The 23604-nt window shown below is 62.8% G+C and carries 15 protein-coding genes and 1 tRNA gene; 8 read left to right on the forward strand and 8 right to left on the reverse strand.

Annotated elements, in window-relative coordinates; all coding sequences use genetic code 11:
• Positions 1-263 precede the first annotated feature (263 nt).
• A tRNA-Leu gene (locus FHU29_RS01245) sits at positions 264-345 on the reverse strand.
• Between the two features lie 473 nt (positions 346-818).
• On the opposite strand from FHU29_RS01245, the gene FHU29_RS01250 reads away from it, so the two are divergent.
• A complete protein-coding gene (locus FHU29_RS01250) occupies positions 819-9965 on the forward strand; it encodes a type I polyketide synthase (protein WP_064439542.1) in 9147 nt (3048 codons plus the stop codon).
• A 19-nt stretch (positions 9966-9984) separates the two neighbouring features.
• Positions 9985-10377, forward strand: a complete 393-nt coding sequence (gene acpS / locus FHU29_RS01255) for a holo-ACP synthase AcpS (protein WP_064439543.1) — start codon at positions 9985-9987, stop codon at positions 10375-10377.
• Positions 10378-10424: 47 nt separating this feature from the next.
• Here acpS and FHU29_RS01260 read toward each other — a convergent pair whose 3' ends face one another.
• From FHU29_RS01260 to bcp, 3 genes are all read right to left on the reverse strand, one after another.
• Positions 10425-11102, reverse strand: a complete 678-nt coding sequence (locus FHU29_RS01260; protein WP_232322929.1) for a TetR/AcrR family transcriptional regulator — start codon at positions 11100-11102, stop codon at positions 10425-10427.
• Positions 11103-11367: 265 nt separating this feature from the next.
• A complete protein-coding gene (locus FHU29_RS01265) occupies positions 11368-12291 on the reverse strand; it encodes a type IV toxin-antitoxin system AbiEi family antitoxin domain-containing protein (protein ID WP_083962208.1) in 924 nt (307 codons plus the stop codon).
• Between the two features lie 135 nt (positions 12292-12426).
• Complete coding sequence (gene bcp / locus FHU29_RS01270; RefSeq protein WP_064439545.1) at positions 12427-12900, reverse strand: thioredoxin-dependent thiol peroxidase; 474 nt, start codon at positions 12898-12900, stop codon at positions 12427-12429.
• A gap of 168 nt (positions 12901-13068) precedes the next feature.
• Here bcp and FHU29_RS01275 point away from each other — a divergent pair, with 168 nt between their 5' ends.
• Positions 13069-13290 carry a DUF3618 domain-containing protein gene (locus tag FHU29_RS01275; RefSeq protein ID WP_013808402.1) on the forward strand — a complete coding sequence of 74 codons (222 nt, stop codon included), beginning with the start codon at positions 13069-13071 and terminating at the stop codon, positions 13288-13290.
• Positions 13291-13294: 4 nt separating this feature from the next.
• On the opposite strand, the gene FHU29_RS01280 is transcribed toward FHU29_RS01275, so the two are convergent.
• Positions 13295-13915, reverse strand: a complete 621-nt coding sequence (locus FHU29_RS01280) for a TetR family transcriptional regulator (RefSeq protein WP_064439796.1) — start codon at positions 13913-13915, stop codon at positions 13295-13297.
• 188 nt (positions 13916-14103) lie between these two features.
• On the opposite strand from FHU29_RS01280, the gene FHU29_RS01285 reads away from it, so the two are divergent.
• Both FHU29_RS01285 and FHU29_RS01290 read left to right on the forward strand, forming a co-directional pair.
• Positions 14104-15297: a ferredoxin reductase gene (locus FHU29_RS01285; RefSeq protein WP_232322910.1), complete on the forward strand. Its 1194-nt coding sequence runs from the start codon at positions 14104-14106 to the stop codon at positions 15295-15297.
• Between the two features lie 102 nt (positions 15298-15399).
• Entirely contained in the window at positions 15400-16656 is a 1257-nt protein-coding gene (locus FHU29_RS01290) for a fatty acid desaturase family protein (protein ID WP_260151927.1), read from the forward strand.
• Positions 16657-16725: 69 nt separating this feature from the next.
• Here FHU29_RS01290 and gdhA read toward each other — a convergent pair whose 3' ends face one another.
• Together gdhA and FHU29_RS01300 are read right to left on the reverse strand one after the other, a co-directional pair.
• Positions 16726-18063 (reverse strand): NADP-specific glutamate dehydrogenase, encoded by a 1338-nt coding sequence (gdhA, locus tag FHU29_RS01295; RefSeq protein WP_064439546.1) that lies wholly within the window; start codon positions 18061-18063, stop codon positions 16726-16728.
• 18 nt (positions 18064-18081) lie between these two features.
• Positions 18082-19011 (reverse strand): ABC transporter substrate-binding protein, encoded by a 930-nt coding sequence (locus tag FHU29_RS01300; protein ID WP_064439547.1) that lies wholly within the window; start codon positions 19009-19011, stop codon positions 18082-18084.
• A gap of 268 nt (positions 19012-19279) precedes the next feature.
• Here FHU29_RS01300 and FHU29_RS01305 point away from each other — a divergent pair, with 268 nt between their 5' ends.
• Together FHU29_RS01305 and FHU29_RS01310 are read left to right on the forward strand one after the other, a co-directional pair.
• Positions 19280-20524: a fatty acid desaturase family protein gene (locus tag FHU29_RS01305; RefSeq protein ID WP_083962243.1), complete on the forward strand. Its 1245-nt coding sequence runs from the start codon at positions 19280-19282 to the stop codon at positions 20522-20524.
• A gap of 8 nt (positions 20525-20532) precedes the next feature.
• Positions 20533-20802 (forward strand): hypothetical protein, encoded by a 270-nt coding sequence (locus tag FHU29_RS01310; protein ID WP_064439548.1) that lies wholly within the window; start codon positions 20533-20535, stop codon positions 20800-20802.
• A 5-nt stretch (positions 20803-20807) separates the two neighbouring features.
• On the opposite strand, the gene FHU29_RS01315 is transcribed toward FHU29_RS01310, so the two are convergent.
• A complete protein-coding gene (locus FHU29_RS01315; protein WP_064439549.1) occupies positions 20808-22271 on the reverse strand; it encodes an NAD-dependent succinate-semialdehyde dehydrogenase in 1464 nt (487 codons plus the stop codon).
• An 81-nt stretch (positions 22272-22352) separates the two neighbouring features.
• On the opposite strand from FHU29_RS01315, the gene FHU29_RS01320 reads away from it, so the two are divergent.
• Positions 22353-23594 carry an aspartate aminotransferase family protein gene (locus tag FHU29_RS01320; RefSeq protein ID WP_064439550.1) on the forward strand — a complete coding sequence of 414 codons (1242 nt, stop codon included), beginning with the start codon at positions 22353-22355 and terminating at the stop codon, positions 23592-23594.
• Positions 23595-23604 lie beyond the last annotated feature (10 nt).

Raw genomic sequence — 23604 nt, forward strand, 5'->3', positions numbered from 1 at the left:
AGTACCCGAGGAAATCCCGACAGCCGAGTTAGGAACCTCTGCCTCGAATAGCGTTACATGATGGGCACCAAAGTGCGCCTATTTGAACCGACTCGGAAGATGTCGGCAAGTAGGTACTCCTTGAGAATGCTGAGCTCCTCGGGACATTGAGGCCGGCTGGAGTCCTTGGCCGGGTGGGCCGATAGAGAATAATGACGTAACCGCCTGCGGTCTTCTACGCGCCCGGCCGTTGCCGACTGGACGGCAACCTCTGTTTCTACTTGTGCGCGAGGGGGGACTTGAACCCCCACGTCCTAAGACACTGGAACCTAAATCCAGCGCGTCTGCCAATTCCGCCACTCGCGCGCACCTGCGGACTGGCGACAGGCCACAGGTTGACGGGCTAAAGATTACGTCTTCGGGTTGCCATTTGCCAGTAGGGCGAAAAAAGTGCCCTTGAACTGCGGTTTCTCTCGATGCGAGATGGAGTTTGTGGCCTGGATTACAGTAAATGTAACGATTTGATAACGTTGACACGGGCCGCTCTGATGTCAAATCGAGCCAAAAACCCGTTCTGAACGGCCAAAACAACGAAACTTGAGGGAATCCTCATGATCGCGCGAAAAGCTACTCGCAAGTAGAAAAAATCGCCCGGCCAGAACATGAGGAAATCCTCACGAATCTATGCCACTCTGGGTTCAGCGCGTGAACGGACGCAACTCGCCCACCGCAGTGTCGAGCGTGTGACGTCACGTCGCCTCCTGAACCCCTAACACCCCGCCTGGGTAGTGATCCTCACCCGGGTCCATCCAGGCACGTCTACAACACAGGAGCGAACAGTGACCCTGAGCGATCATCCGACCTTTTCATCCCGCAGTTCACAAGCAGCTAATAACACTCTTGCGCTAGCAGCCCAATTCCGCAGTGGCACTTCGTACACAATCGCATTCGGAGGACAGGGCGCCGAGTGGCTTCCCGCGATCCGTGAACTTATCCATGACGGCGGCTTTGCCACCGAACTCACCGATCTCGTCTCTGAGGCGAACGCGATGCTCGCGCCGGTCGAAGCGGAACTTCAGATCGTGCGCTCCGAGTTCGCGCCACTTCAGTGGGCCGAGGAGCCCGAGACCGGAGTTGACACTCAGACAGCGGCGATTTCCCTTCCCGGCGTCTTTCTCGCGCAGCTTGCGGCACTGCGGCTGCTCGAACTTGAAGGCCTTGACACCGTAGAGGTCGCGCCCGCTGCAGCTGCGGGCCACTCGCAGGGTGTGCTGGGCGTTGAGGTTCTGCGACAGGGCGGCACCCGCAACGCGGAGCTCCTCGCGATCGCCCAGCTGATGGGTGCAGCCGCGTCTCTGACCGGCCGCCGCCGCGGGCTGCGTTCCATCGGCTCACACTCGGCTATGGTTTCGGTTTCCAAGGCAGACCCGCAGCGCATCGCCGACATTGTCGCCGAGGCCACAAGTGGGATGCACCCAGACCTCGCACCCGTTGTTGCTATCCGCAACGGCCGTCGCCGCGTCGTCATCTCCGGCCGCCCCGAGCAGATCGAGCGTATCCGTCTGCGCTGCGCCGAGATCGCTGCAAAGGAAAAGGAAGAGCGCGCCGAGCGCACGCGTGGCGGCGAAATCTTCGCCCCCGTCTTCGACCCGATCGCCGCAGAGGTAGCGTTCCACCACCCCTCTATGTCCGCAGCCGTCGAGCTCGCCGTGGAGTGGGCTGAAGAATGCGGTATTGACACCGATCTCACCCGCAGTCTCGCGACAAGCGCACTCGTCGATCCCGTCGACTGGGTTGCGGAAGTTGAGCGCCTCGCCGATACCGATGCGAAATGGCTCCTCGATGTGGGTCCAGGCGACGTTTTCGCCCGCCTCACCGCATCATCCGTGCGTGGCCTGGGCATTGCGGTCGTTCCAGCTGGAACGCGCGGCGGCCACCGTAACCTCTTCACCCCAGGTGCGGCCCCCGAGGCTCCAAGCCCGTGGACCCGGTTCGCGCCGCGCGTCGTTCAGCTTCCTGACGGCACCAAGGTTGCGGAAACCCGCTTCTCACGGCTCACCGGTCGCTCACCGATCGTGCTCGCCGGTATGACCCCCACCACCGTAGACGCGAAGATTGTCGCAGCAGCAGCGAACGCTGGCTACTGGTCAGAGCTCGCAGGCGGCGGCCAGGTCACCGAGTCGATCTTCAACAACCGTGTCGAGGATCTGAAGAAAATACTCAATCCGGGCCGGTCCGTCCAGCTCAACGCGATGTTCCTCGACCCGTACCTCTGGAAGCTGCACGTGGGCGGTAAGCGTCTGCTGCAGAAGGCGCGCGTCGCTGGCGCCCCATTTGACGGCGTGACCATCACCGCGGGCATTCCTGAACTCGACGACGCGCTGTCGATCATCGAGGACCTGAACAACGCTGGCCTGTCCTACATCGCGTTCAAGCCGGGCACCGTCACCCAGATCCGCTCCGTCATCCGGATCGCAGCTGAGGTACCGCACCAGACCGTCATCGTCCAGATCGAGGGCGGCAAGGCCGGCGGCCACCACTCCTGGGAAGATCTCGATGATCTCCTCCTGGAGACCTACGCCGAACTGCGTTCTCGCCCGAACGTCGTTATCGCCGCCGGCGGCGGCATCGGAACCCCCGAGCGTGCTGCCGACTACCTGACCGGACGCTGGTCTGTTGCACACGGTTTCCCTGCCATGCCCGTCGACTCGATCCTCATCGGCACGGCAGCGATGGCAGCACTCGAAGCCACCACCTCGCCAGAGGTCAAGAAGCTGCTCGTCGAGACGCAGGGCACGCCAGACTGGATTCCTGCCGGCGGTGCGGAGAACGGCATGTCCTCCGGGCGCAGCCAGCTCGGCGCAGACATTCACGAGGTCGACAACACCGCTTCGAAGACCGGCCGTCTGCTGGACGAGGTTGCGGGGGACGCAGCCGAGGTCAAGCGCCGCCGCGACGAAATCATCAACGCGCTGAACGGCACAGCGAAGCCATACTTCGGTGATGTCGCAGAAATGACCTACAAGGAATGGCTTGAGCGCTACGTCGAGCTGACCGTGGGCGCAGCTGAGCACGTCTTCGATATCGGAGGCGACTTCTCGGATGCTGACGACACCGTCAAATCGGTTTGGATTGACGAGACCTGGCGTGAGCGATTCGCATCGATGGTCCGCCGCGCTGAGGCACGGCTGAACCCCGCGGACCGCGGACGTATCACCTCGCTGTTCTCCGATCGTGTGCACCTCGAGCGGCCACACGCCGCCATCGCTGAGCTGACGGTCGCCTACCCGGAGGCCGCAACCACCGTGCTGCACCCCGGCGACGTTCCGTTCTTCATGTCGCTCTGCCGCACACCCGGCAAGCCAGTCAACTTCGTCCCCGTCGTAGACGCCGAAGTGCGCCGCTGGTGGCGGTCCGACTCGCTGTGGCAGGCCCACGATCCGCGCTACAGCGCCGATCAGGTGTGTGTCATCCCCGGCACCGTGTCCGTCGCAGGTATCACCAAGGCGGACGAGCCAGTAGCTGACATTCTCAAGCGTTTCGAGGATGAGACGGTTAAGGCCGTCGGCGCTGAGCCCGTTCAGGTGGCGAGCCGCCGCCGCGCAGACGCTGATGGCGCTCTCGGGATTCTCCTCGCGGCGCCGGACGCCATTTGGGGAACCCGCCTCACCAAGAACCCAGTGTTCCGCATCGGTCCGCCGTCAAGCTGGAAGATCGTCTCGAACGATCTTGCTCGGCACGCCGCCACGGGCGCTGTCCTGCGTGCCAGCGGGCAGAACGTCGCCCACCTCGAGTGCCCAGTCCTGGGCGGAAAGGTGTCGCTGCGACTCACCGCTCCCGAGTCGTGCGCCACAGGTGGTGCGCCGATCGTCACCGCTGAGGACACGAGCGCCGCGATGAGCGCCCTGCTCGAGATCGCCGCAGGCGGCGGTGACCTGCCAGCGGTTGTTGACGGAGTTGCCGAATTCGCCACGACCTACCAGCCAGAATTGGTCGCCGACCATGCTGCCGTCACAGCTACCGGCATCGGATCCGACATGATGCCAGGCACGGTTCCGGACGTTCTCGTCGGTACTTGCTGGCCAGCGGTGTTCGCTGCTATCGGCGCTGCTGAGGCTGCCGATGGATCCCCGTGCGTCGAGGGCCTGCTCGACCTGGTCCACCTCGATCACAACGCATCGCTGCTCAGCAGCCTGCCAACGGAAGCTGTCACGCTGAACGTGCGTGCGAAGCTCGGCCGCGTCGTTGACGCCGAAGTAGGCCGCGTCATCGAGGTCGAGGTTGAAATCCGCACCGCCGGTGACGTGATCGCTACGCTCACCGAGCGTTTCGCGATTCGCAACCGCACCGGCAGCGCATCGCTCACCGATCCGGTGTCGGTCGCCAGCAAGAGCGCGGAAAGCACGCCACGCAAGCTGATCCGCAAGGTCAGCTTCAAGGCTCCGACCGCAATGCGCGCATTCGCCCGCATCTCAGGCGATCACAACCCGATCCACACCAGCGACGGCGCCGCAGCACTTGCTGGTCTGCCCGGCCCGATTGTGCACGGCATGTGGCTCTCGGCGGCCGCCCAGCATGTCCTCTCGGGGCGTGACATCAGCAGCGATGAGCGCAAGTTCCCTGCCATCGAGGCATGGACCACGCGTTTTCTCTCCCCGGTGCTGCCCGGCGACACCATCGACGTCCGGGTTGAGCGCATCAGCATCGATTCCGGCCGCGAGATCGTTGAGGTGACCTGCAAGGTCGGCGACACTCCCGTCATGATCGGCACCGCTCGTATGGCGCCGCCGCGGGTCGTCTACGCCTTCCCGGGCCAGGGCATCCAGCACAAGGGCATGGGTCTCGACGCGATGAGCCGATCCAAGGCGGCTCGCGCAGTGTGGGAGCGCGCCGACGCACACACCCGTGAGGTTCTCGGCTTCTCGATCCACGCGATCGTGCGGGACAACCCGACCGAGGTCAAAGCGCGCGGCGTGAAGCACTACCACCCGGATGGCGTGCTCTTCCTGACCCAGTTCACGCAGGTCGCGATGGCCACCCTCGGTCTCGCGCAGATCGCTGAACTGAAGGAATCCGGCGCCTTCATCGAAGGTGCGTACTACTGCGGCCACTCCGTCGGTGAGTACAACGCACTCGCCGCGGTCGCTGAGGTTCTCCCGCTCGAAGCTGTTCTGGAACTCGTGTTCCGCCGCGGCTCCGCGATGCACACGCTAGTTCCGCGTGACGCCAAGGGACGCAGCGATTACCGTCTCGGCGCGATCCGGCCGTCGCAGGCAGGCATCGCGGATTCGGACGTCACCGCGTACATCAACGGCATTGCCGAGGAAACCGGTGAGTTCCTGCAGGTCGTCAACTACAACCTGCGCGGCTCACAGTACGCAATTGCCGGTACCGTCAAGGGGCTCGAGGCGCTTGAGTCCGACATCGATGCACGCCGCACCGCTCTTGGCGGTAAGCGGGCGTTCATCCTGGTCCCCGGTATCGACGTACCGTTCCACTCCTCAGTTCTGCTCGGCGGTGTGCCAGAGTTCCGTGAGAAGCTGCGCGAACTTGTTCCGCACGACATCGACCCGCAGATTCTCGTTGGCCGTTACATCCCGAACCTCGTGCCACGGCTGTTCAACCTCGGACGGGACTTCGTCCAGGAAATCGCCGACCTCGTTGACTCGGACCCGATGAAGGCAGTTCTCGCTGACTTCGACAACTGGACCGCCAAGCCTGTCGCATTGTGCCGCGAGATCCTTATCGAGCTGCTGGCCTGGCAGTTCGCGAGTCCCGTGCGGTGGATCGAGACTCAAGACCTGCTGTTCACCGATGAGCTCGAAGGTGGCGTCGCGGTCGAGCGATTCGTTGAGATCGGCACCGGAAGTGCACCGACCCTCGCGAACCTCGCGAAGTCCACGCTGGGCCTGCCCGGATTTGTCGCGAAGCCTGAGGTCTTCAACATCGAGCGTGACGCGCTCGCGGTGAAGAGCCAGGATGAGAGCCAGGACTTCGACGACGACGTGGAAGACTTGGCGGAAGCGCCCGCTGATTCTGCTCCTGAGGCAGCCGCACCAGCACCGGAAGCGGCTCCCGCTCCGGCGGCACCTGCCGCACCTGCTGGCGGTCCACGTCCCGACGACCTGCCCTTCAGCGCAGCAGACGCCACACGCGCGCTCATTGCTTCGCTGACGAAGCTGCGGCCGGAGCAGATCGGTTCCGCTGACACCATCGAGGCGCTGTGCGACGGTGTCTCCTCACGCCGCAACCAGGTGCTTCTCGACCTCGGTTCCGAACTGGGGCTCGGCGCGATCGATGGTGCCGCAGAAGCGGACATCCCGACCCTGTCGCAGACGGTCAACAAGCTCGCCCGCACCTACAAGCCGTTCGGCCCGGTGCTCACCGACGCGTTCGGTGACCAGCTCCGTAAGGTCTTCGGCCCGACGGGCAAGCGCCCCGCGTACATCGGCGACGTTGTCACCGACGTGTGGGAACTCGGCCCAGGCTGGGTGAAGCACGTCACCGCGGAGCTGGCGCTCGCAACCCGCGAAGGCACGAGCTCGCGCGGTGGTGAACTCAGCAGCATCAGCGGCAGCACCGCAGATGACCTGATCGACGCGGCGGTGCAGTCCGTCGCCACGCGCAACGGTGTCACGGTGGGCAAGCCTTCCGCCGCCGGCGCCGGCGGCGGGACGGTCGACTCGGCCACTGTCTCGGCTCTCACCGAGTCGATCACCGGTCCCGACGGCGTCCTCGCATCGACCGCACGCCACCTTCTCGAAGAGTTGGGCCTCTCGGCACCGAAGTCCCTTGCCGATTCCGACGACGCCTCCGCTGAGCTTGCTGAGCTGGTCGCTCAGGAACTCGGCAGCGACTGGGCACGCCAGGTCGCGCCAGGATTCGATGCTCGCAAGGCAGTCGTGTTCGACGACCGCTGGGCGAGCGCTCGCGAAGACCTCGCGAAGCTCTGGCTCGGGGACAACGCCGACTCAGCTGGCACGTTCGCCGGCAGCGGTCAGATCGTCGCCACCCAGGCGCGCTGGTGGGCCCAGAAGGCCGAGGATGCTGGCCGTCCCGGTCTTGCCGAGACCTACTTGCGTCTGGCAACTGAAGCCGAGGACACCTCGGCCGGAAAGTGGGCCTCAGAGGTCGCGATCATCACGGGTGCGAGCGAAGGCTCCATCGCGGCGGCGGTGGCCGGGGACCTGCTGAACGGCGGCGCCACGGTCATCGCAACCACCTCCCGCCTGAACTCGGAGCGGGTCGGCTTCTACAAGGAGCTGTACCGGGCGAATGCGCGCGCTGGAGCCACCCTGTGGGTCGTACCGGCCAACATGGCAGCGTTCAGCGACGTCGACGCACTCGTCGACTGGGTCGGCAGCGAGTACGCGATCAGCGCGGGCCCGGAGACCAAGGTGCTGAAGAAGGCTCTCACCCCGACGATGCTGGTTCCGTTCGCGGCGCCACGCGTCAGCGGTGACCTCGCCGATGCAGGTGCCAAGGCGGAACTGCAGATGCGCGTCCTGCTGTGGTCGGTGGAGAAGATGATCGGCGGCCTGTCGGCTATCGGCAAGGACAACGACATCGACAACCGGCTGCACGTCCTGCTGCCAGGTTCACCGAACCGCGGCATCTTCGGTGGCGACGGTGCTTACGGCGAGTCTAAGGCCGCGTTCGACGCGATCATCGCCAAGTGGAAGTCCGAGTCGAGCTGGGCGCAGCGCGTCACCTTCACGCACGCACTGATCGGCTGGGTACGCGGCACCGGCCTCATGGGCGGAAACGACCCGCTGGTTCGCTTCGTCGAGGCTGCGGGCGTCAAAACCTGGTCTACCGCAGACATGGCCCAGGAACTGCTCAAGGGCTGCACCGCGGACGCCCGCAGCTATGCGGAGTCCGAGCCAGTTGTCTTGAACCTCACCGGCGGCCTCGACACCGCTGACCTCGACCTCTCTGCGCTGGCCGGCAAGGCTCAGGCGGCAGCCGAGGAAGAGGCAGAGGAAGAGACCGCGGATGAGTCCGGCAACCTCGTCGGCGCACTGCCACCGGCACCTGCAGCTGACCCGGTGCGCCGCCTCGGCTGGAGCAAGGTCGCGGCGGACCCCGCCGACATGGTCGTCATCGTCGGCGCCGGGGAACTCGGACCGTACGGATCGGCGCGTACCCGCTTCGAGATGGAGGTCTCCGAGGAACTCTCGGCGGCCGGTGTCCTGGAACTCGCCTGGACCACGGGTCTCATCACCTGGCACAACGATCCGAAGCCAGCGTGGTACGACGCCGAATCCGGTGACGAGGTCGCTGAAGAGGACATCTGGGAGCTCTACCACGACCGCGTCGTCGAGCAGTGCGGCATCCGGCCGTACGAGAACGATGGGGCACTGCAGGACGGCACCCAGCCGCTGCTCAGCTCCGTCTTCCTCGACAAGGACCTGAGCTTCACGGTCAGCGGCGAGGCAGAAGCGCGTGCATTCGTCTCCTCAGCACCAGACTCCACGGTCATCGAATCGCTGGAGTCCGGTGAATGGCAGGTCACCCGCAAGGCTGGCACCGAGATCCGCGTCCCGCGGCGTGTCGAGATGACCCGCACCGTCGGCGCCCAGATCCCGCTGAACTTCGACGCAACCCGTTGGGGCATCCCAGCTGAGCTCGCCGAGTCCATCGACCGGGTCGCACTGTGGAACCTGGTCACCACTGTGGACGCGTTCCTCAGCTCCGGATTCACGCCATCCGAGCTGCTCCGCTGGGTCCACCCGGCAGAGGTCGCCAACACGCAGGGCGTCGGCATCGGCGGCATGAAGTCGATGCGTTCGCTCTACATCGACGCGATCCTCGGCGAGAACCGGCCGAACGACATCCTGCAGGAAGCCCTGCCGAACGTCATCGCGGCTCACGTCGTCCAGTCCTACGTCGGCAGCTACGGCGACATGCTCCACCCAGTGGCGGCCTGCGCGACCGCAGCAGTGTCGGTCTCGGAGGGCTTCGACAAGATCAAGCTCGGACGGGCGCAGTTCGTGGTCGCCGGTGGCTTCGATGACCTCGGAGTCGAAGGCATCACCGGCTTCGGTGACATGAACGCCACCGCCCACACCCAGGCGATGCTGGACAAGGGCATCGATCCGCGGCGCTTCTCCCGCGCCAACGATCGTCGTCGCGGCGGATTCGTCGAGGCGAACGGTGGCGGCACCATCCTGCTGGCGCGCGGTGACCTAGCGTTCGAGCTGGGCCTGCCTGTGCTCGGTGTGGTCGGCTGGACCGGCACCTTCGGTGACGGTGCGCATACGTCCATCCCGGCACCCGGTATCGGTGCGCTCGGTGCTGGCCGCGGCGGCCAGGCTTCCAAGCTCGCTCGCGAACTCGGCAAGCTCGGCGTCACCGCGGACGACATCTCGGTGATCTCCAAGCACGACACGTCAACCGGCGCGAACGACCCGAACGAGTCCGAACTGCACGAGCGCGTCGCCAGCGCTCTCGGACGGTCGGACGGAGCACCACTGTTCGTGGTCTCCCAGAAGTCCCTCACCGGCCACTCGAAGGGCGGTGCGGCAGCATTCCAGATGATCGGTCTCTGCCAGGTCCTCGCCCAGGGTGTGGTTCCGCCGAACCGCAGCCTCGACTGCGTCGACGAGGTTCTCGCTGAGCATCCCCACCTTGTGTGGGTGCGCGAGGCACTGAAACTGGGTGACAAACTGCCGCTCAAGGTCGGTCTGGTGACCAGCCTCGGGTTCGGGCACGTATCCGCGTTCGTCGCGATCGTTCACCAGGAGGCGTTCCTCCAGGCACTGGGTGAAGAGCGGGCCGCTGACTATCTGGCCCGGGCAGGCAAGCGCGTCGCTGACGGCCGCCGCCGCATCGCGGCCGCCATGGTGGGTGGACCGGCACTGTACGAGCGCCCTGAGAACCGCCGGTTCGAGTCTCAGGTCCGCGAGTCCGAGGCCGCGCTGCTCCTCGACCCGGAGGCCCGCCTGAGCGAGTCCGGCACGTACCCGGTAGCCCCATCCCGGTAATCGGCGTGCAGTGACCGGAATGGCCGTACGAGGTATCGGGATTGACCTGGTGTGTGTGAGTGAGTTCGCAGAGCAGCTCACACACCCAGGCACCACGATGCTGCAGAACTTCACCGTGGGCGAGCGGCGATACTGCTCGAGCGTCGCCGACGATCCAGCACGCCACTACGCCGCACGGTGGGCCGCGAAAGAGGCCCTGATCAAAGCCTGGTCAGGGTCCCGGTTCGCCCGGCCACCAGTGATGTCGGATGTTCGCTTCAGCGATATCGAAGTGCGCACCGACAACTGGGGCCGGCCGAGCCTCGCGGTGAAAGGTGACATCGCCGGGTACATCGGCGACGCCACCATTCATGTCTCCCTCACCCACGACGGGGACATGGCAGGAGCCTTCGTCATCATCGAAGATCCATAACCAAAAAATGAAGCCCCGAGTGCCGCATCCAGCACTCGGGGCTTTTACTATTTGCGCTTGCGGCGAAGGTCCCGCTCAGTCTGTAAGAGATAGGCGCTGAGCAGGCTTTTGAGTTCGCCCACTGCCTCCGGGTGGTTCTGCCCGTCGCGCACCGCGAAATTGAACATCGAATACGCGATATGAACCAGCACCTCAGCGATTTTCTGCCGGAAAGCCGTGTCCGCGGAGGGGAAGAGGGGCTGGATAAGCTCTGAGACCTGCTGAGCGAGCGCACGTTCGTAGATCGCAGCAGTGGCCCTTGTTGCTGGTGTTGATTGCACAGCGAGCCACACAGCGCGCCTAGAGGGGTCGTTCAGCCATAGGTCCGCGAGGTGGTCGAGGAACCTGTTCAGAATGACCGGCCACTGCATTGTCGGGACCATGCTCTGGAAGGCTGCGAGCTCGCGCTGCACACCCACAAGATCGTGGCGGTCGAGTTCGCAGACGATCACATACTTGTTGGCGAAAAACTGGTAAAGCGTGCCGATCGGCACACCGGCCCGATGTGCCACTTCCTCGCAGGTGAATGATTCGAACCCCTCTTCGACCAGCAGCTCGCGCGACGCACTCAGGATTGCCTCGAACTTCCGTCGGCTTCGCTCCTGCGCGGGGCGGCGTCGAGGCAGCAACTCCTCCGGGGTGCCGGGGGGCGCGGGGAATGACAATCCTTCAGTGCTCCTGATAATGTCGTCCGATTCGTCCGGTTTCACATCATCGGCATCGGCTGCGGGGGAACTCACTGAACCCCTCGGGCGGCTCTCTGTCGACGACTCCACGCCCGAAGGATATCCGTACCCGCCAGTTTTTGCCCGAACCGGGCAGAACCAGCGCCCTTCGGCGGGCTTTCTTAGCGGCCTCCCTGCACCACACACCGCGAGTACCGACCAGGACCCCTTGCAGTCGGTGTGTGGCCGGGAGAGCGGCTGTATGGCCGGGGAGAGGGTGTGCGGACTAGAGCCTGCGGCCAGCGCGTTCCGCCGCGCGGAGAATTTTCGCGTAAATGAACTCTGGCGTGCTCAGTTCACGCCAGATCCACCGGGCGAATTGCCAGTCGAGATCGCGAGCCTTGTCCTCCCGCTGCTTTTCCCTCCACAGCACCTCTTCAGGCGGCTGACCGGGATTAAGTGCACGCCCGTATTTGATTCGCCCGTCGAACTCGCCGAGGACGCGAAGCGAAGGAACCGCAAAGTCGGCCCGCGCGACAAGAAATCCGTTCTCATCGCGGACGGGGTACTGCACCTCGATGGGCGGCAACGGAAACTGATCCAGGGCCACCCGGCTGCGCGATTCGCCCACACTTTCACTGCGTCCGTCGAGAAAGTCGACCACCTTGCGGGCCACTGGCAGTCCCTTCCACCTGCGCATCGACGCGAGGACGGAGCGCAACTCGTCCCGCGATGTTCCGCGGCGCAGGGCTGCGTCTCCGACTACAACGGCGGCTTCAAAACCAGCTGTCCTCGCGATGTCGACCACGGTGCGGGCGATCGTTGTAGCGAGGTGCCCGTCCACGCACGTCAGGTGTTCAGGCGGCAAAGGGGAAGTATGCAGCGCTCGATGCTTGCTGACTTTCCCGCCGCTAGCTGCATCGGCGGTCAAGTGGACTCGATCGAGTGGAACACCCCAGACCGGAAGCCCGTGCAGCAGGGCCGCGGAGCTGTGGCTGAGCGCAGCGCCTGCACGGGCATCGGAGAGAACCTGACGCGCGGCAACCATGTGCCGTGCAGCTGGGCTCATAGAGTCATGCGCTGAAGCTGGAACGTAGAGACCGCGGTGGAGTCTCGTGAGTTGTCCGCTGCGGCACCGAGCGGTCAGCTCTTCATCGGTGATTCCACGGGCGTGAGCTGACTTCCTGGTGAGATGCTGATCGGGTGTCACGTTTCCATGACACCCGAGTCTGAGACCACCTATCCACATTGATTACCGAATTGTGGATAACCCGCGTCTTGTGGATAACGCGTGAGTGGCGGGATGGTTATCCAGGTCAGTCGGCCTTGGCCCTGGATCGCACGGTCATACGGCCAGGTCTCGCCGGAGTTTGGCGACGTGTCCGGTGGCTTTGACGTTGTACTGGGCCACCTCGATTTTCCCGTTTTCGTCGACGAGAAATGTGGACCGGATGACGCCCTGGACAGTTTTGCCATACAGTTTTTTCTCGCCGAAGGCGCCCCATTCCGCGAGCACGGACTTTTCGGGGTCAGAGAGCAGCGGAAATGAAATGTCTTCTGCATCACGAAACTTCGCGAGTTTCTCCGGCTTGTCCGGCGAGATGCCGAGGACGGTGAGACCGGCTCCGTTTAGATCGCTGAGGTTGTCCCGGAAGTCGCATGCCTGCTTCGTGCACCCAGGGGTGCCAGCGGCAGGGTAGAAGTACACGATGACCTTCCGGCCTTCGTAGTCCGCGAGCGACACCGGATTGCCGTCGGCGTTGGGGAGAGTGAACACAGGCGCATTGTCGCCAGGGCTGAGACGGTTGTTTTCTGTCACAGTCGCAAGCGTAGGGGACCTTCGTGTCGCGTGGGACACAGCTGTGGATAACCCGCGCAAACCAGACTGCTTGTGGATAACTTGGCGTTTTCGGGGTTGCTGCGGCACCGTGCGCGATCTCTCTACTACGGTAGGAACGAACATAGTTTCGCCGACGATGGAGGACACGTGTCGAGGGACACTGAAAGCATTGAACGCGATATCGAGCGTGCCCGGGAGCAACTTGCGAGCACGCTGGACGAACTGACGGTTCGTGCGAATCCGCGTCGGGTGCTCGATAACGCAAAAGAGAAGGCCATCGCCAAGTCGGAGGAACCGGAAGTTCGCATCGCGGTCGTTGGTGTGGGTGTCCTTTTCGTCTTCGTCGTTCTCTGGCGAATCTTCCGCTAGAGAATCAACTTTTCAGCTTCCACTGCGAAACGCCCAGTGCGATCACGCGAAGCTGGTTCGTGCCCCGGCTGATTGCGGCACGCTCGTCAGCCGGGTTGCGCGGGTCTGCGCGCAGCAAGTCGTCGACGATGGCGATGATTGCGGTGACGACTAGGTCTGCAACCCATTCGATGTCGTCGTAGTCCCATTCGCGCATAGCGGGGACTCGCGCCAGTTCAGCCGCTAATTCTCGCGAGAACAGACGTAGTTCGGTGGCTATCGCGCGCCTGATTTCGGCGACGCCTCCATAACGTTCCTGTGTAATAAAGCGGAATTCCCGCTCATGCTCACGTACCTCGCGGGCGATGATGGAGAGAAAGTCCCGAATCGTCGGGTTGGGGTTGCGGCGTGCCTCACGGAGGATCTGGCGAAGCGCGCGCGTACTCATCTCCACGAGATTGACGCCGAGGTGCTCCATGGAGTCGAAATGCCGGTAGAACGCCGTAGGCACAATCCCAACTGCGCGAGTTACCTCGCGCAGGGAAACGCTGACGAAGCTGCGGTCATCAAGCAGTTCGAGCGTCCCGTCAAGGAGTGCCTGGCGCGTACGTTCCTTGCGCTCAGATCTGCTACCGGGCCCTGTCACGTCAATCAGTTTAGGCGGAGACGGGACGGTGAACGCGCACACACTGTCATGCGGATCACGAAAGGGGTTGTTGACATGAGGGTTGAGGAGTCGGCACACTCTTTGGTGTACACACGTTCACTGAAAGTTCGAGCGTCGGTCTGAGAGGGCCGTGCCGGAGGTTCAGCACACACGATGAGGAGACAACGATGACGACATCGATCTCGCCGCGGACGCTGCCGACCGCACCTAACCCGCCTCGGTTCGCGAGTGCCAAGACCGCCAAGAAGGTCCAGAAGGTCGCTCGAGTTTCCGCTCTCAAGGCCCGGTTCTCGCTGGTAAGCCTAGTGGAGAAGCTTGCAACGCCGCACGCTGTCGACCGCTACCTCGAACTCGTCAACCCCATGATCACCGTCCGCGATTTGCGGGCGAAGGTGACCCGGGTTGAGCGTTACACCAAGGATACGGTCACGCTCGAACTCGAGCCCACGCGTCAGTGGAAGGGCTTTGAAGCCGGTCAGTTCGTCCAGATCGGTGTTGTGATCAACGGTGTACGCCACACCCGCTGTTTCTCACCGGCGAACTCAGCGCACAGCAGGGACGGCAGGATCGAGCTCACGATCAAGGCGCATCCTGACGGCTTTGTATCCCGGTACCTGCGTGATGAGGCAAAGCCCGGCCTGGTCGTCGAGCTTTCGCAGGCTGCAGGCATATTCCATCTCCCGCAGGAACGCCCGGACAAGCTGCTGCTGCTCAGCGGTGGCAGTGGAATTACTCCGGTACTCTCGATGCTCCGCACGCTGGTCGACGAGGGATACACCGGAGATATCACCTTCCTCCACTACTGCGACACGGTTGATGATGTACCGCACGCTGACGTACTGCGGGAAATCGCAGCGAAACACCCGAACGTGACGCTCCTGATTGCCTCGACCGCTCCAGGCGGTGGCGGTGACCTTGAAGGTTTCTTCGGATCCGAGCACGTCAACACCGCAGCGCCGTGGTTCGGCGAGGCGCAGACCTTCCTTTGCGGTCCGCCGCCGATGATGAAGGCGATCCGCGAGTTCTACGACGATCTGGGCCTGAGTGCACGCCTGCACACGGAGGAGTTCCAGACCGCTCCAGCAGTTGTGGACGACACCGAAGAAGCTACCGGAACAATCCGATTCAGTGGGAGCAGTGTCGATCGGGAGAACTCCGGCTCGTCGTTGCTCGAGGAGGCTGAGGACGCAGGTCTGACACCTGAGTACGGCTGCCGTATGGGTATCTGCTTCACCTGCACAGCGGTCAAGAAAACGGGTTGCACCAAGAGCCTCCTGACAGGCGAGATCAACGATCTGCCTGACGAGCCGATCCAGCTTTGCGTTTCCCGCGCTGTGGGTGACGTCGAGATCGACATCTAATCAACTAAGTCCAAAAGTCCCAGTTCACTACCCGTGACGGTATCCCCATAGCAAAAACAGGGGATGGATGCCGCCAACGGAAGCATCCTAAGGAGACATCTCATGGCTGTATTGACACTCCCAGTGTCCGCGCCCACCCTCCCGTCCCTGCCCGGTAAGGAACTTCGTCGACGCGTGACCAAGGTGGCCACCGCCCCTATTGCGAAGGCTTCGAAAGCACTGGGCGGCAGCTCGAACGGCAAGGAGCCCGTCCACCTCACCCACGAGCAGGTCGAAGAGTTCGGCCGCGAACTCGAGGAACTTCGTGCCCGTATTGTCGCGGATCTGGGCGACAAGGACCGCGACTACATCTACAAGATCATCAAGGCGCAGCGTGCACTCGAAGTCGCAGGTCGCGGCCTCATGTACGTGCTGCCTGCTTGGCCGCTGGCCGTGACCTCCCTTGGTCTCGCGAAGATTCTCGACAACATGGAGATCGGCCACAACGTCATGCACGGCCAGTATGACTGGATGAAGGAGAAGGGCCTCAACTCCCGCGTCTTCGAGTGGGACAACGTGTGCCCCGCCGATCAGTGGCGCCACTCACACAACTACATGCACCACACGTTCACCAACATCCTCGATATGGACCGCGACATCGGTTACGGCATCCTGCGGATGGACAAGGACCAGAAGTGGCACCCGTACTACCTGGGTAACCCGCTGTACGCGTTCGCGCTGATGATGGCCTTTGAGTGGGGTGTCATGCTCCATGACATGCACGCTGAAGAGGTCGTGCAGGGCAAGCGCGACATGAACGAGGTCAAGGAACTCGCCAAGGGCTGGGTGCGCAAGGCAGGCCCCCAGGCGCTGAAGGACTACGTGATCTTCCCAGCGCTGACCGGGCCGCTGTTCCCGACCACTCTGGCCGGCAACTTCGCTGCCAACCTGATCCGCAACGTGTGGGCCTACAGCATCATCTTCTGTGGTCACTTCCCAACCGGTGTCCAGGTGTTCACCAAGGAAGAGACCGCGAACGAAACCCGCGCTGAGTGGTACCTGCGTCAGATGCTGGGTTCCGCGAACATCACCGGTGGGAAGTTGTTCCACATCATGTCGGGCAACCTGTCGCACCAGATCGAGCACCATCTGTTCCCGGACATTCCGGCGTTCCGCTACCCGGAGATGGCTCCTGAGGTGGAGCGGATCGCCACGAAGTACGGCCTCCCGTACAACAAGGGCCCGTTCTATAAGCAGATCGGCTCAGTGTGGGGCAAGATCTTCAAGCTTGCGGTTCCTGATGCGCTCGTGAAGATGGACGAGCCAGCAGGCGTCATCATCGAGCGTGCAGCGGACGTCGAGAAAGACCCAGCCGCGTAAGTAACAGCGCGATCAATCGGCCCGGACAGGCATCGCCTGGCCGGGCCGTTGTCGGTTCGGCTGGTTCGGCTACACCACGCCGAGCGCGCACATCGAATCGGCTACCTTCGTGAAGCCGGCGATATTCGCACCGAGAACGTAGTCGTGTGGTGTGCCATATTCTGCGGCGGTATCGCGGCAGCGTCCGAAGATGTCGGACATGATTTGCTCGAGTCGCCGGTCCGTGTATTCGAAATGCCACGAATCACGGGAAGCGTTCTGCTGCATCTCGAGGGCTGAGGTAGCGACCCCGCCCGCATTAGCTGCTTTACCTGGGCCGAACCGGACGTCCGCATCTCTGAAGGCCGCGACGCCCTTCGGTGTGACCGGCATGTTGGCGCCCTCGGCAACGATTCGCACCCCACCCCGAATCAGCGATTTGGCAGCAGATTCGTCGAGTTCATTCTGGGTGGCGCACGGTAGCGCCACGTCACACGGGACGTCCCAGATCGAGCCGCCGCTCATGAACCGGGCCGAGTCGCGTTCGTCGGCGTAGAGGTGGATCCTGCCGCGTCGACGTTCCTTGATGTCCTTGAGAAGGTCGAGGTCGATACCCTTCTCGTCGACGACGAATCCGCTCGAATCCGAGCATGCGACGACAGTCCCACCTTGTTCCTGGACCTTCTGTATCGCGTAGATTGCGACGTTTCCAGAACCCGACACCGTCACGCGCTGGCCGTCGAGCGAGTCGTTGTCCTCGGCGAGCATGTTCGCGACAAAGTACGCCACTCCGAAGCCAGTCGCTTCTGTGCGCACCAGCGAGCCGCCCCAAGCGGTTCCCTTGCCGGTGATCACGCCGGATTCGTGTGCGTTGCGCAAACGCATGTACTGGCCGAACAAAAAGCCGATCTCGCGCTGGCCGACACCGATGTCACCGGCAGGTACGTCAGTGTGCTCACCGATATGACGCTGCAGTTCTGTCATGAAGGACTGACAGAACCGCATCATTTCGTTGGCACTTCTGCCTTTGGGGTCGAAGTCAGCTCCGCCCTTCGCGCCGCCGATAGGTAAGCCAGTGAGCGCATTCTTGAAGATCTGCTCGAAACCCAGGAATTTGATGATCCCGACGTTGACCGAGGGGTGGAAACGCAGCCCGCCCTTGTATGGACCTAAGACACTGCTGTATTGCACGCGATATCCGCGGTTAACGTGTACCTTTCCGGCGTCATCAACCCAGGGCACGCGGAAGATGATCTGCCGTTCGGGCTCGCACATTCTGTCGATGACGGCGTTTTCCGCATACTCGGGATGCCGTTTGACGACGACCGCGAGGGAAGCAAACAGGCTCGCTACAGCCTGCTGAAACTCTGGTTCGCCTGGATTGCGGCGGATCACACTGTCGTAGATTTCGCGCAGACGGTCAGCCATGGCCCCACGGTACCTGCACTAGCGCAGGACGCGGACTTCGTCCTGACCGGACAGCCATTCATCAGCGAGGTCTTCGAGTACTCCCTCGTGGTGCAGGTTTTCGAGCGCGGTCGTCGCGCATTCGGTGAATGAGCTGCCCTTTTCGAGTACAAGTCCAAAGAACTCGGTGACTTCGTTCGGTGCCGGGAACCGCCCCACGACGACGCCATCAGGGGCGAGGCGTTCGTCGGCGATCTGTACAGCAGTGGGCAAATCGGCGATGAGCGCATCAATCTCGCCATTCTCCAGCGCTTCGATCGCGCCCTCCGTGGTCGGATAAACGCGTGGCTCGTCCTGGGGGTGGATACTGTGCGCGGCGGCATAGAGTGCTGTCGACCCTTCGTGCGCGCCAAGCTGTAGCTCCTCGAGGTCGGCGAGGGCAGCGGCATCGGCGGCGGCGTTGTCTTCGAGAGTCACCACGGCTTGCGCAACGGCATAGTACGGCGCGGAGAAGTCGACGTTCTCTCGGCGCTGACCGAGGATGCTGAACTGGCTGATCGCGAAGTCGAATTCTTTCGGTCCTGCTTCCAGGGCTTCGTTGAAGGCCACACGGACAAACGTGGTGAGGTCCGGCGCGTATCCCAGTCCTTCAGCTACCGCGCGCGCCACCGCGCCTTCGAAGCCTTGGCCGTTTGCGGGATCATTGTCGGTGAACCAGGGTTCATATGCGGGATCATCGGTGGCGATCGTGAGGACGCCAGGTTCGATTGTCCGGCCCCCTCCCGGTACACAGCGTGGCGGGACACCTGGCGGCGCAGCGTCAGGCAGTTGGAGGGACCCTTCTTGCGGGGGGAAGTATTCGTCGAGTTGGCTCTCCGGGGGCGCGGAGCTGCTGCTGCAGGCGCTTGCGAACATGGCGAGTGCAGCCGCCGCGGCTGAGGCACGGAGCATCCCGGGAGTTCGAGGCATGAGTCACAATCTTCTCGTCACATGAACATGGGCGTGAACGCCAGTATGACGCAAGGAGTCCGCAGATCGTGGCCCACGACACAACTGTGAACGGCGCGGCACGACAGGTATACGGGTAATCTCCGTGCGATAGCAAAATGGCGACAATCTGTTTGAATAACGTGACGTTCTTCATATCGCGATGCTTATACGCACGCGGTTCCAGTAATCTCTATCGAGATCAGTGGTGATCTTGTGCAGTATGCAGTTCATGTGGGAGGGCGTGCGTATGGTGGCTCAACCGCTTATCGGCTTCTTCGGGGAAGATGCCGGGCGGCCTGGCTCAGCACCGGTCCGCACACTCAAGAGAATCCCATTAATTCGGAATGCCTCTTTTGTTCGGGATGCTGAAACCCAGCAGGCGGAGCCGATTCGGCTGACGGCCGAGCAGGTGGAAGAGTTCGGGCGATCGCTCGACGCGATTCGCGAACGGGTGCTGGCTGACCTGGGTGAGCGTGATCGGGAATACATTTACAAAGTCATTCGCGCGCAGCGGGCATTCGAAGCTGCGGGCCGTGGACTTTTCTTCCTTGGATTCATTCCGCCGGTGTGGATCGCCGCGGTTGCGTCGCTGAGTATGTCGAAGATTCTCGATAATCTGGAAATCGGTCACAACTTGATGCATGGCCAGTACGACTTTATGCGCGAGCGTGGCCTGAATTCGCGGGTATACGAGTGGGATATCGTCGTACAGGCCGATTTGTGGCGTTACAGCCACAACTATCGCCACCACACGTTCACGAACGTGGTGGGCCAGGACCGTGACATTGGCTTTGGGGTGATGCGGCTCGACGAAGATCAGCCATGGCACCCGTTCTTCCTGCTCAACCCTGTGATTGCGGCCGCGATTGTGACGCTGTTCGAGTGGCTGGCTGCGCTGCATGTGCTGGAACTCGATCATTCAGTGTTGCCGGGGGACCGCTGGACGAACCTGAAGAAGGTGTCTCGGCACTGGTGGCAGAAGATCGCACCCCAGGCGGCGAAGGATTATGTCTTCTTCCCGGCGCTGACGGGCCCGCTGTTTCCCCTGACAATCGCGGGCAATGCGGTGGCAAATGTCGTCCGGAACATCTGGGTCGGTAACCTGATCTACTGCGGGCATTTTCCGACGGGCGCGCAGACTTTTACGGAAGAAGAGATCGCCGGTGAGGGGCGCGGCGAGTGGTATCTGCGGCAGTTGCTTGGCTCGGCGAACTTCACTGGCTCCCGTTTGCTTCACATCCTTTCCGGCAGCACGGGTTTCCAGATCGAACACCACCTCTTTCCCGATATCCCGTCGTGCCGACTGCCTGAAATCTCACGCGAGGTGCAGGAACTTTGTGCGCAGTTCGGTCTGCCTTACAACACGGGCCCGCTGCCAAAGCAGATGTTCTCGGCATGGAAGAAGATCTGCAAGCTGGCTCTGCCCCCTTCACTCGTGAAGCCTGAGAAGGTGCGCACTGTTATGGTTGAGCGCAAATCTTCCCAGGCTTAGGAGGGGATATGGTCGGGAAGCTGGAGCGCGGCAAAGACGTCACCCAGCAGCTGGTTGAATCGGCTGCTACGCACGTCGGTCGCATCACAGTGATCATCACCGGTGCTGTCGCTGGAGTCGCACGCGAAATCGGTGACTGGGTCACCGACGGCTTCGAGATGGTTGAGGCAGCGAAGCGCGCTGAGCAGGACAAGCCGCGTGAACTGCGACAGCGCGAGGATTACGCCGAGTACGTGGATGAAGACGCGGACTACGACGCTGACGACGCAGAACGCTAAACGCCCTACATCTGCACGCCCACGTACTTGACCTCGAGGAACTCGTCGATCCCGGTGAATCCGCCCTCTCGGCCGAGCCCGGATTCCTTGACACCGCCGAACGGTGCTGCCGGATTCGAGACGACCCCCTGGTTCAGCCCCACCATGCCCGACTCGAGTGCTTCGCAGACGCGGAGTCCTCGTCGCAAATTTTCCGTATAGACGTATGCCACGAGCCCAAACGGCGTGTTGTTCGCCCTGCTGATGACCTCTTCCTCTGTTTCGAAGACGCTCACGGCCGCGACGGGACCGAAGATTTCAGTGTTCGCCATCTCCGCGTCGTCGGGCACGCCGGTCAGAAGAGTGGCGGGGTAGAAGTAGCCCGGCCGTTCGGGGCGTTCGCCGCCGAGGACGACATTCGCGCCCCGCTCGGTTGCGTCAGCCACGAGTTGCGTCACCTTGTCGATCGCCGCCTGCTCGATGAGTGGCCCGACGACCACACCGTCTTCTGTGCCGCGCCCCATCTCCAGCGCACCCATGCGCTCGCTGAGCTTGCTAACGAACTCGTCGGCGACAGCGCGCTGTACGTAGATACGGTTAGCGGCGGTACATGCCTGCCCAATGTTGCGCATTTTTGCCGCCATCGCGCCGTTGACGGCTTCGTCGATGTTCGCGTCCTCGAACACGATGAAGGGCGCGTTCCCCCCGAGTTCCATGGATGTACGCATCACTGTCTTCGAGCACTGCTCGAGGAGGATCTTGCCGACCTCGGTGGATCCGGTGAAGGAGAGTTTGCGGCTGCGGGGATCGTAAATGAGCGGCGGCATCACCTTGCTGGGGTTCGTTGTGGTGACAACGTTGACAACGCCGTCGGGGAGCCCGGCGCGCTGCAGAATTTCAGCGAGTGCGAGCATGGAAAGCGGCGTGAACTCGGCAGGTTTGATGATGGATGTGCAGCCGGCGGCGATGGCTGGGCCGATCTTGCGAGTGCCCATGGCCATCGGGAAGTTCCACGGCGTGATCAAAATGCTGGGTCCGACTGGCTGGCGTGTCACGAGGAAGCGTGCGTTGCCGGCTGGGGAAGGCATGAAGCCACCGTCTATACGGACAGCCTCTTCCGCGAACCAGCGGAAGAACTCGGCGGCATAGCCGATTTCGCCGCGGGCCTCCGCGAGCGGCTTGCCCATCTCCAGCGTCATGATGAGAGCGAGTCGTTCTTTCTCATCGATCAGTAGCTGGTAAGCGCGGCTGAGGATTTCGCTGCGCTCTCTGGCAGGAGTGGCGGCCCAGCCAGCCTGGGCTTTGGCGGCCGCATCGAGCGCAGCCATCGCTTCGTCAGGATTCGCGTCCGCGACTTCACACAGCGTTTCTCCGGTCGAGGGGTCGGTTACCGCGAAGGTTCTCTCGGTTTCGCGCCATTGCCCGCCGACAAACAGACCGGTAGGGACTGACGCGATCGCTTCGCGTTCTTCCTGAGCGGTGGGGGGCATTGCAACTCCTTCTTCGCCATTGCCACACTGTCGAGGCCATGGTATGCCTATTGTTGACAATCCGACAATGGGAGGGTGTCAGTGACACGGTTATCTCCACTCCTCAAGCAAGCGACCCCGGTCACCGTCGATCACGGCGAGGGCTGCTACCTGTATGGCACCGACGGACGCCGATACCTCGACTTCACCGCGGGTATTGGAGTCACGAGTACCGGGCACTGTCACCCACGCGTTGTCGAGGCCGCGCGCGCCCAGGTCGGATCGCTGATCCACGGGCAATACACGACCGTCATGCACAAGCCCATGCTGGAACTTGTCGAAAAGCTTGGCGAGGTGCTGCCTGACGGGCTCGATTCGCTCTTCTTCTCGAACTCGGGAAGCGAGGCTGTCGAAGCGGCGCTGCGGCTCGCCCGGCAAGCAACGGGACGGCCCAACGTCATCGTTTTCCACGGCGGCTTCCACGGTCGCACGGTGGCAGCAGCGTCGATGACGACCTCCGGAACCCGGTTCAGCGCGGGCTTCAGCCCACTGATGGCGGGAGTGCATGTTGCGCCGTTCCCAACGGCATTCCGCTGGGGCTGGAGCGAGGAGGAGGCGACTGACTTCGCTCTGCGCGAGCTCGACTACCTCTTCGCGACGATCAGCTCACCGAAGGAGACGGCGGCGTTCATCGTCGAGCCGGTACTAGGTGAGGGTGGGTACGTCCCCGGTAACACGCGCTTCTTCCAGGGGCTTCGCGAGCGCGCCGACCAGCATGGGATCGTACTGATCCTCGATGAGATCCAGACAGGCTTCGGCCGCACCGGCAAGTTCTTCGGCCACCAGCACTTCGATATCAAACCCGACGTCATCACGATTGCCAAGGGGCTTGCCAGCGGGTTCCCGCTCTCAGGGATTGCCGCACCGGAAGAGCTGATGGCCAAGGCCTGGCCCGGCTCTCAGGGCGGCACATACGGCGGAAACGCGGTTGCTTGTGCCGCGGCTGTGGCGACGATTGATGTCATCCGTGACGAGGGGCTGGTCGACAATGCTGCCGAGCGCGGGACCCAGCTCTTGCACGGCGCGGCGAATCTCGCAACCAAAGCCATCGGTGACACCCGTGGCCTCGGCCTGCTCGTGGGCAGTGAGTTCGTCGACGAGAACGGCAAGCCCGACGGCGCGAAAGCCGCAGCAGCCCAGAAGCTTGCGGCACAGAAAGGAATGTTGCTGCTGATGTGCGGCGCGTACATGAACACCGTGCGCATGATTCCGCCGCTGATCGTCACGAGTGAACAGATTGACGAAGGTTTGAGCATCTGGGAGGAAGTGCTCGCCGAGATCTGACAGCGACTGC

The organism is Hoyosella altamirensis (assembly GCF_014191505.1).
Taxonomy (GTDB): domain Bacteria; phylum Actinomycetota; class Actinomycetes; order Mycobacteriales; family Mycobacteriaceae; genus Hoyosella; species Hoyosella altamirensis.

What these genes read in the sequence shown, in the direction of transcription:
- FHU29_RS01310 (WP_064439548.1), top strand. Translation starts at nt 20,533, where the DNA reads ATGGTCGGGAAGCTGGAGCGCGGCAAAGACGTCACCCAGCAGCTGGTT.
- gdhA (WP_064439546.1), bottom strand. Translation starts at nt 18,063, where the DNA reads ATGGCTGACCGTCTGCGCGAAATCTACGACAGTGTGATCCGCCGCAAT.
- FHU29_RS01290 (WP_260151927.1), top strand. Translation starts at nt 15,400, where the DNA reads ATGGCTGTATTGACACTCCCAGTGTCCGCGCCCACCCTCCCGTCCCTG.
- FHU29_RS01315 (WP_064439549.1), bottom strand. Translation starts at nt 22,271, where the DNA reads ATGCCCCCCACCGCTCAGGAAGAACGCGAAGCGATCGCGTCAGTCCCT.
- FHU29_RS01285 (WP_232322910.1), top strand. Translation starts at nt 14,104, where the DNA reads ATGACGACATCGATCTCGCCGCGGACGCTGCCGACCGCACCTAACCCG.
- FHU29_RS01305 (WP_083962243.1), top strand. Translation starts at nt 19,280, where the DNA reads ATGGTGGCTCAACCGCTTATCGGCTTCTTCGGGGAAGATGCCGGGCGG.
- FHU29_RS01300 (WP_064439547.1), bottom strand. Translation starts at nt 19,011, where the DNA reads ATGCCTCGAACTCCCGGGATGCTCCGTGCCTCAGCCGCGGCGGCTGCA.
- acpS (WP_064439543.1), top strand. Translation starts at nt 9,985, where the DNA reads ATGGCCGTACGAGGTATCGGGATTGACCTGGTGTGTGTGAGTGAGTTC.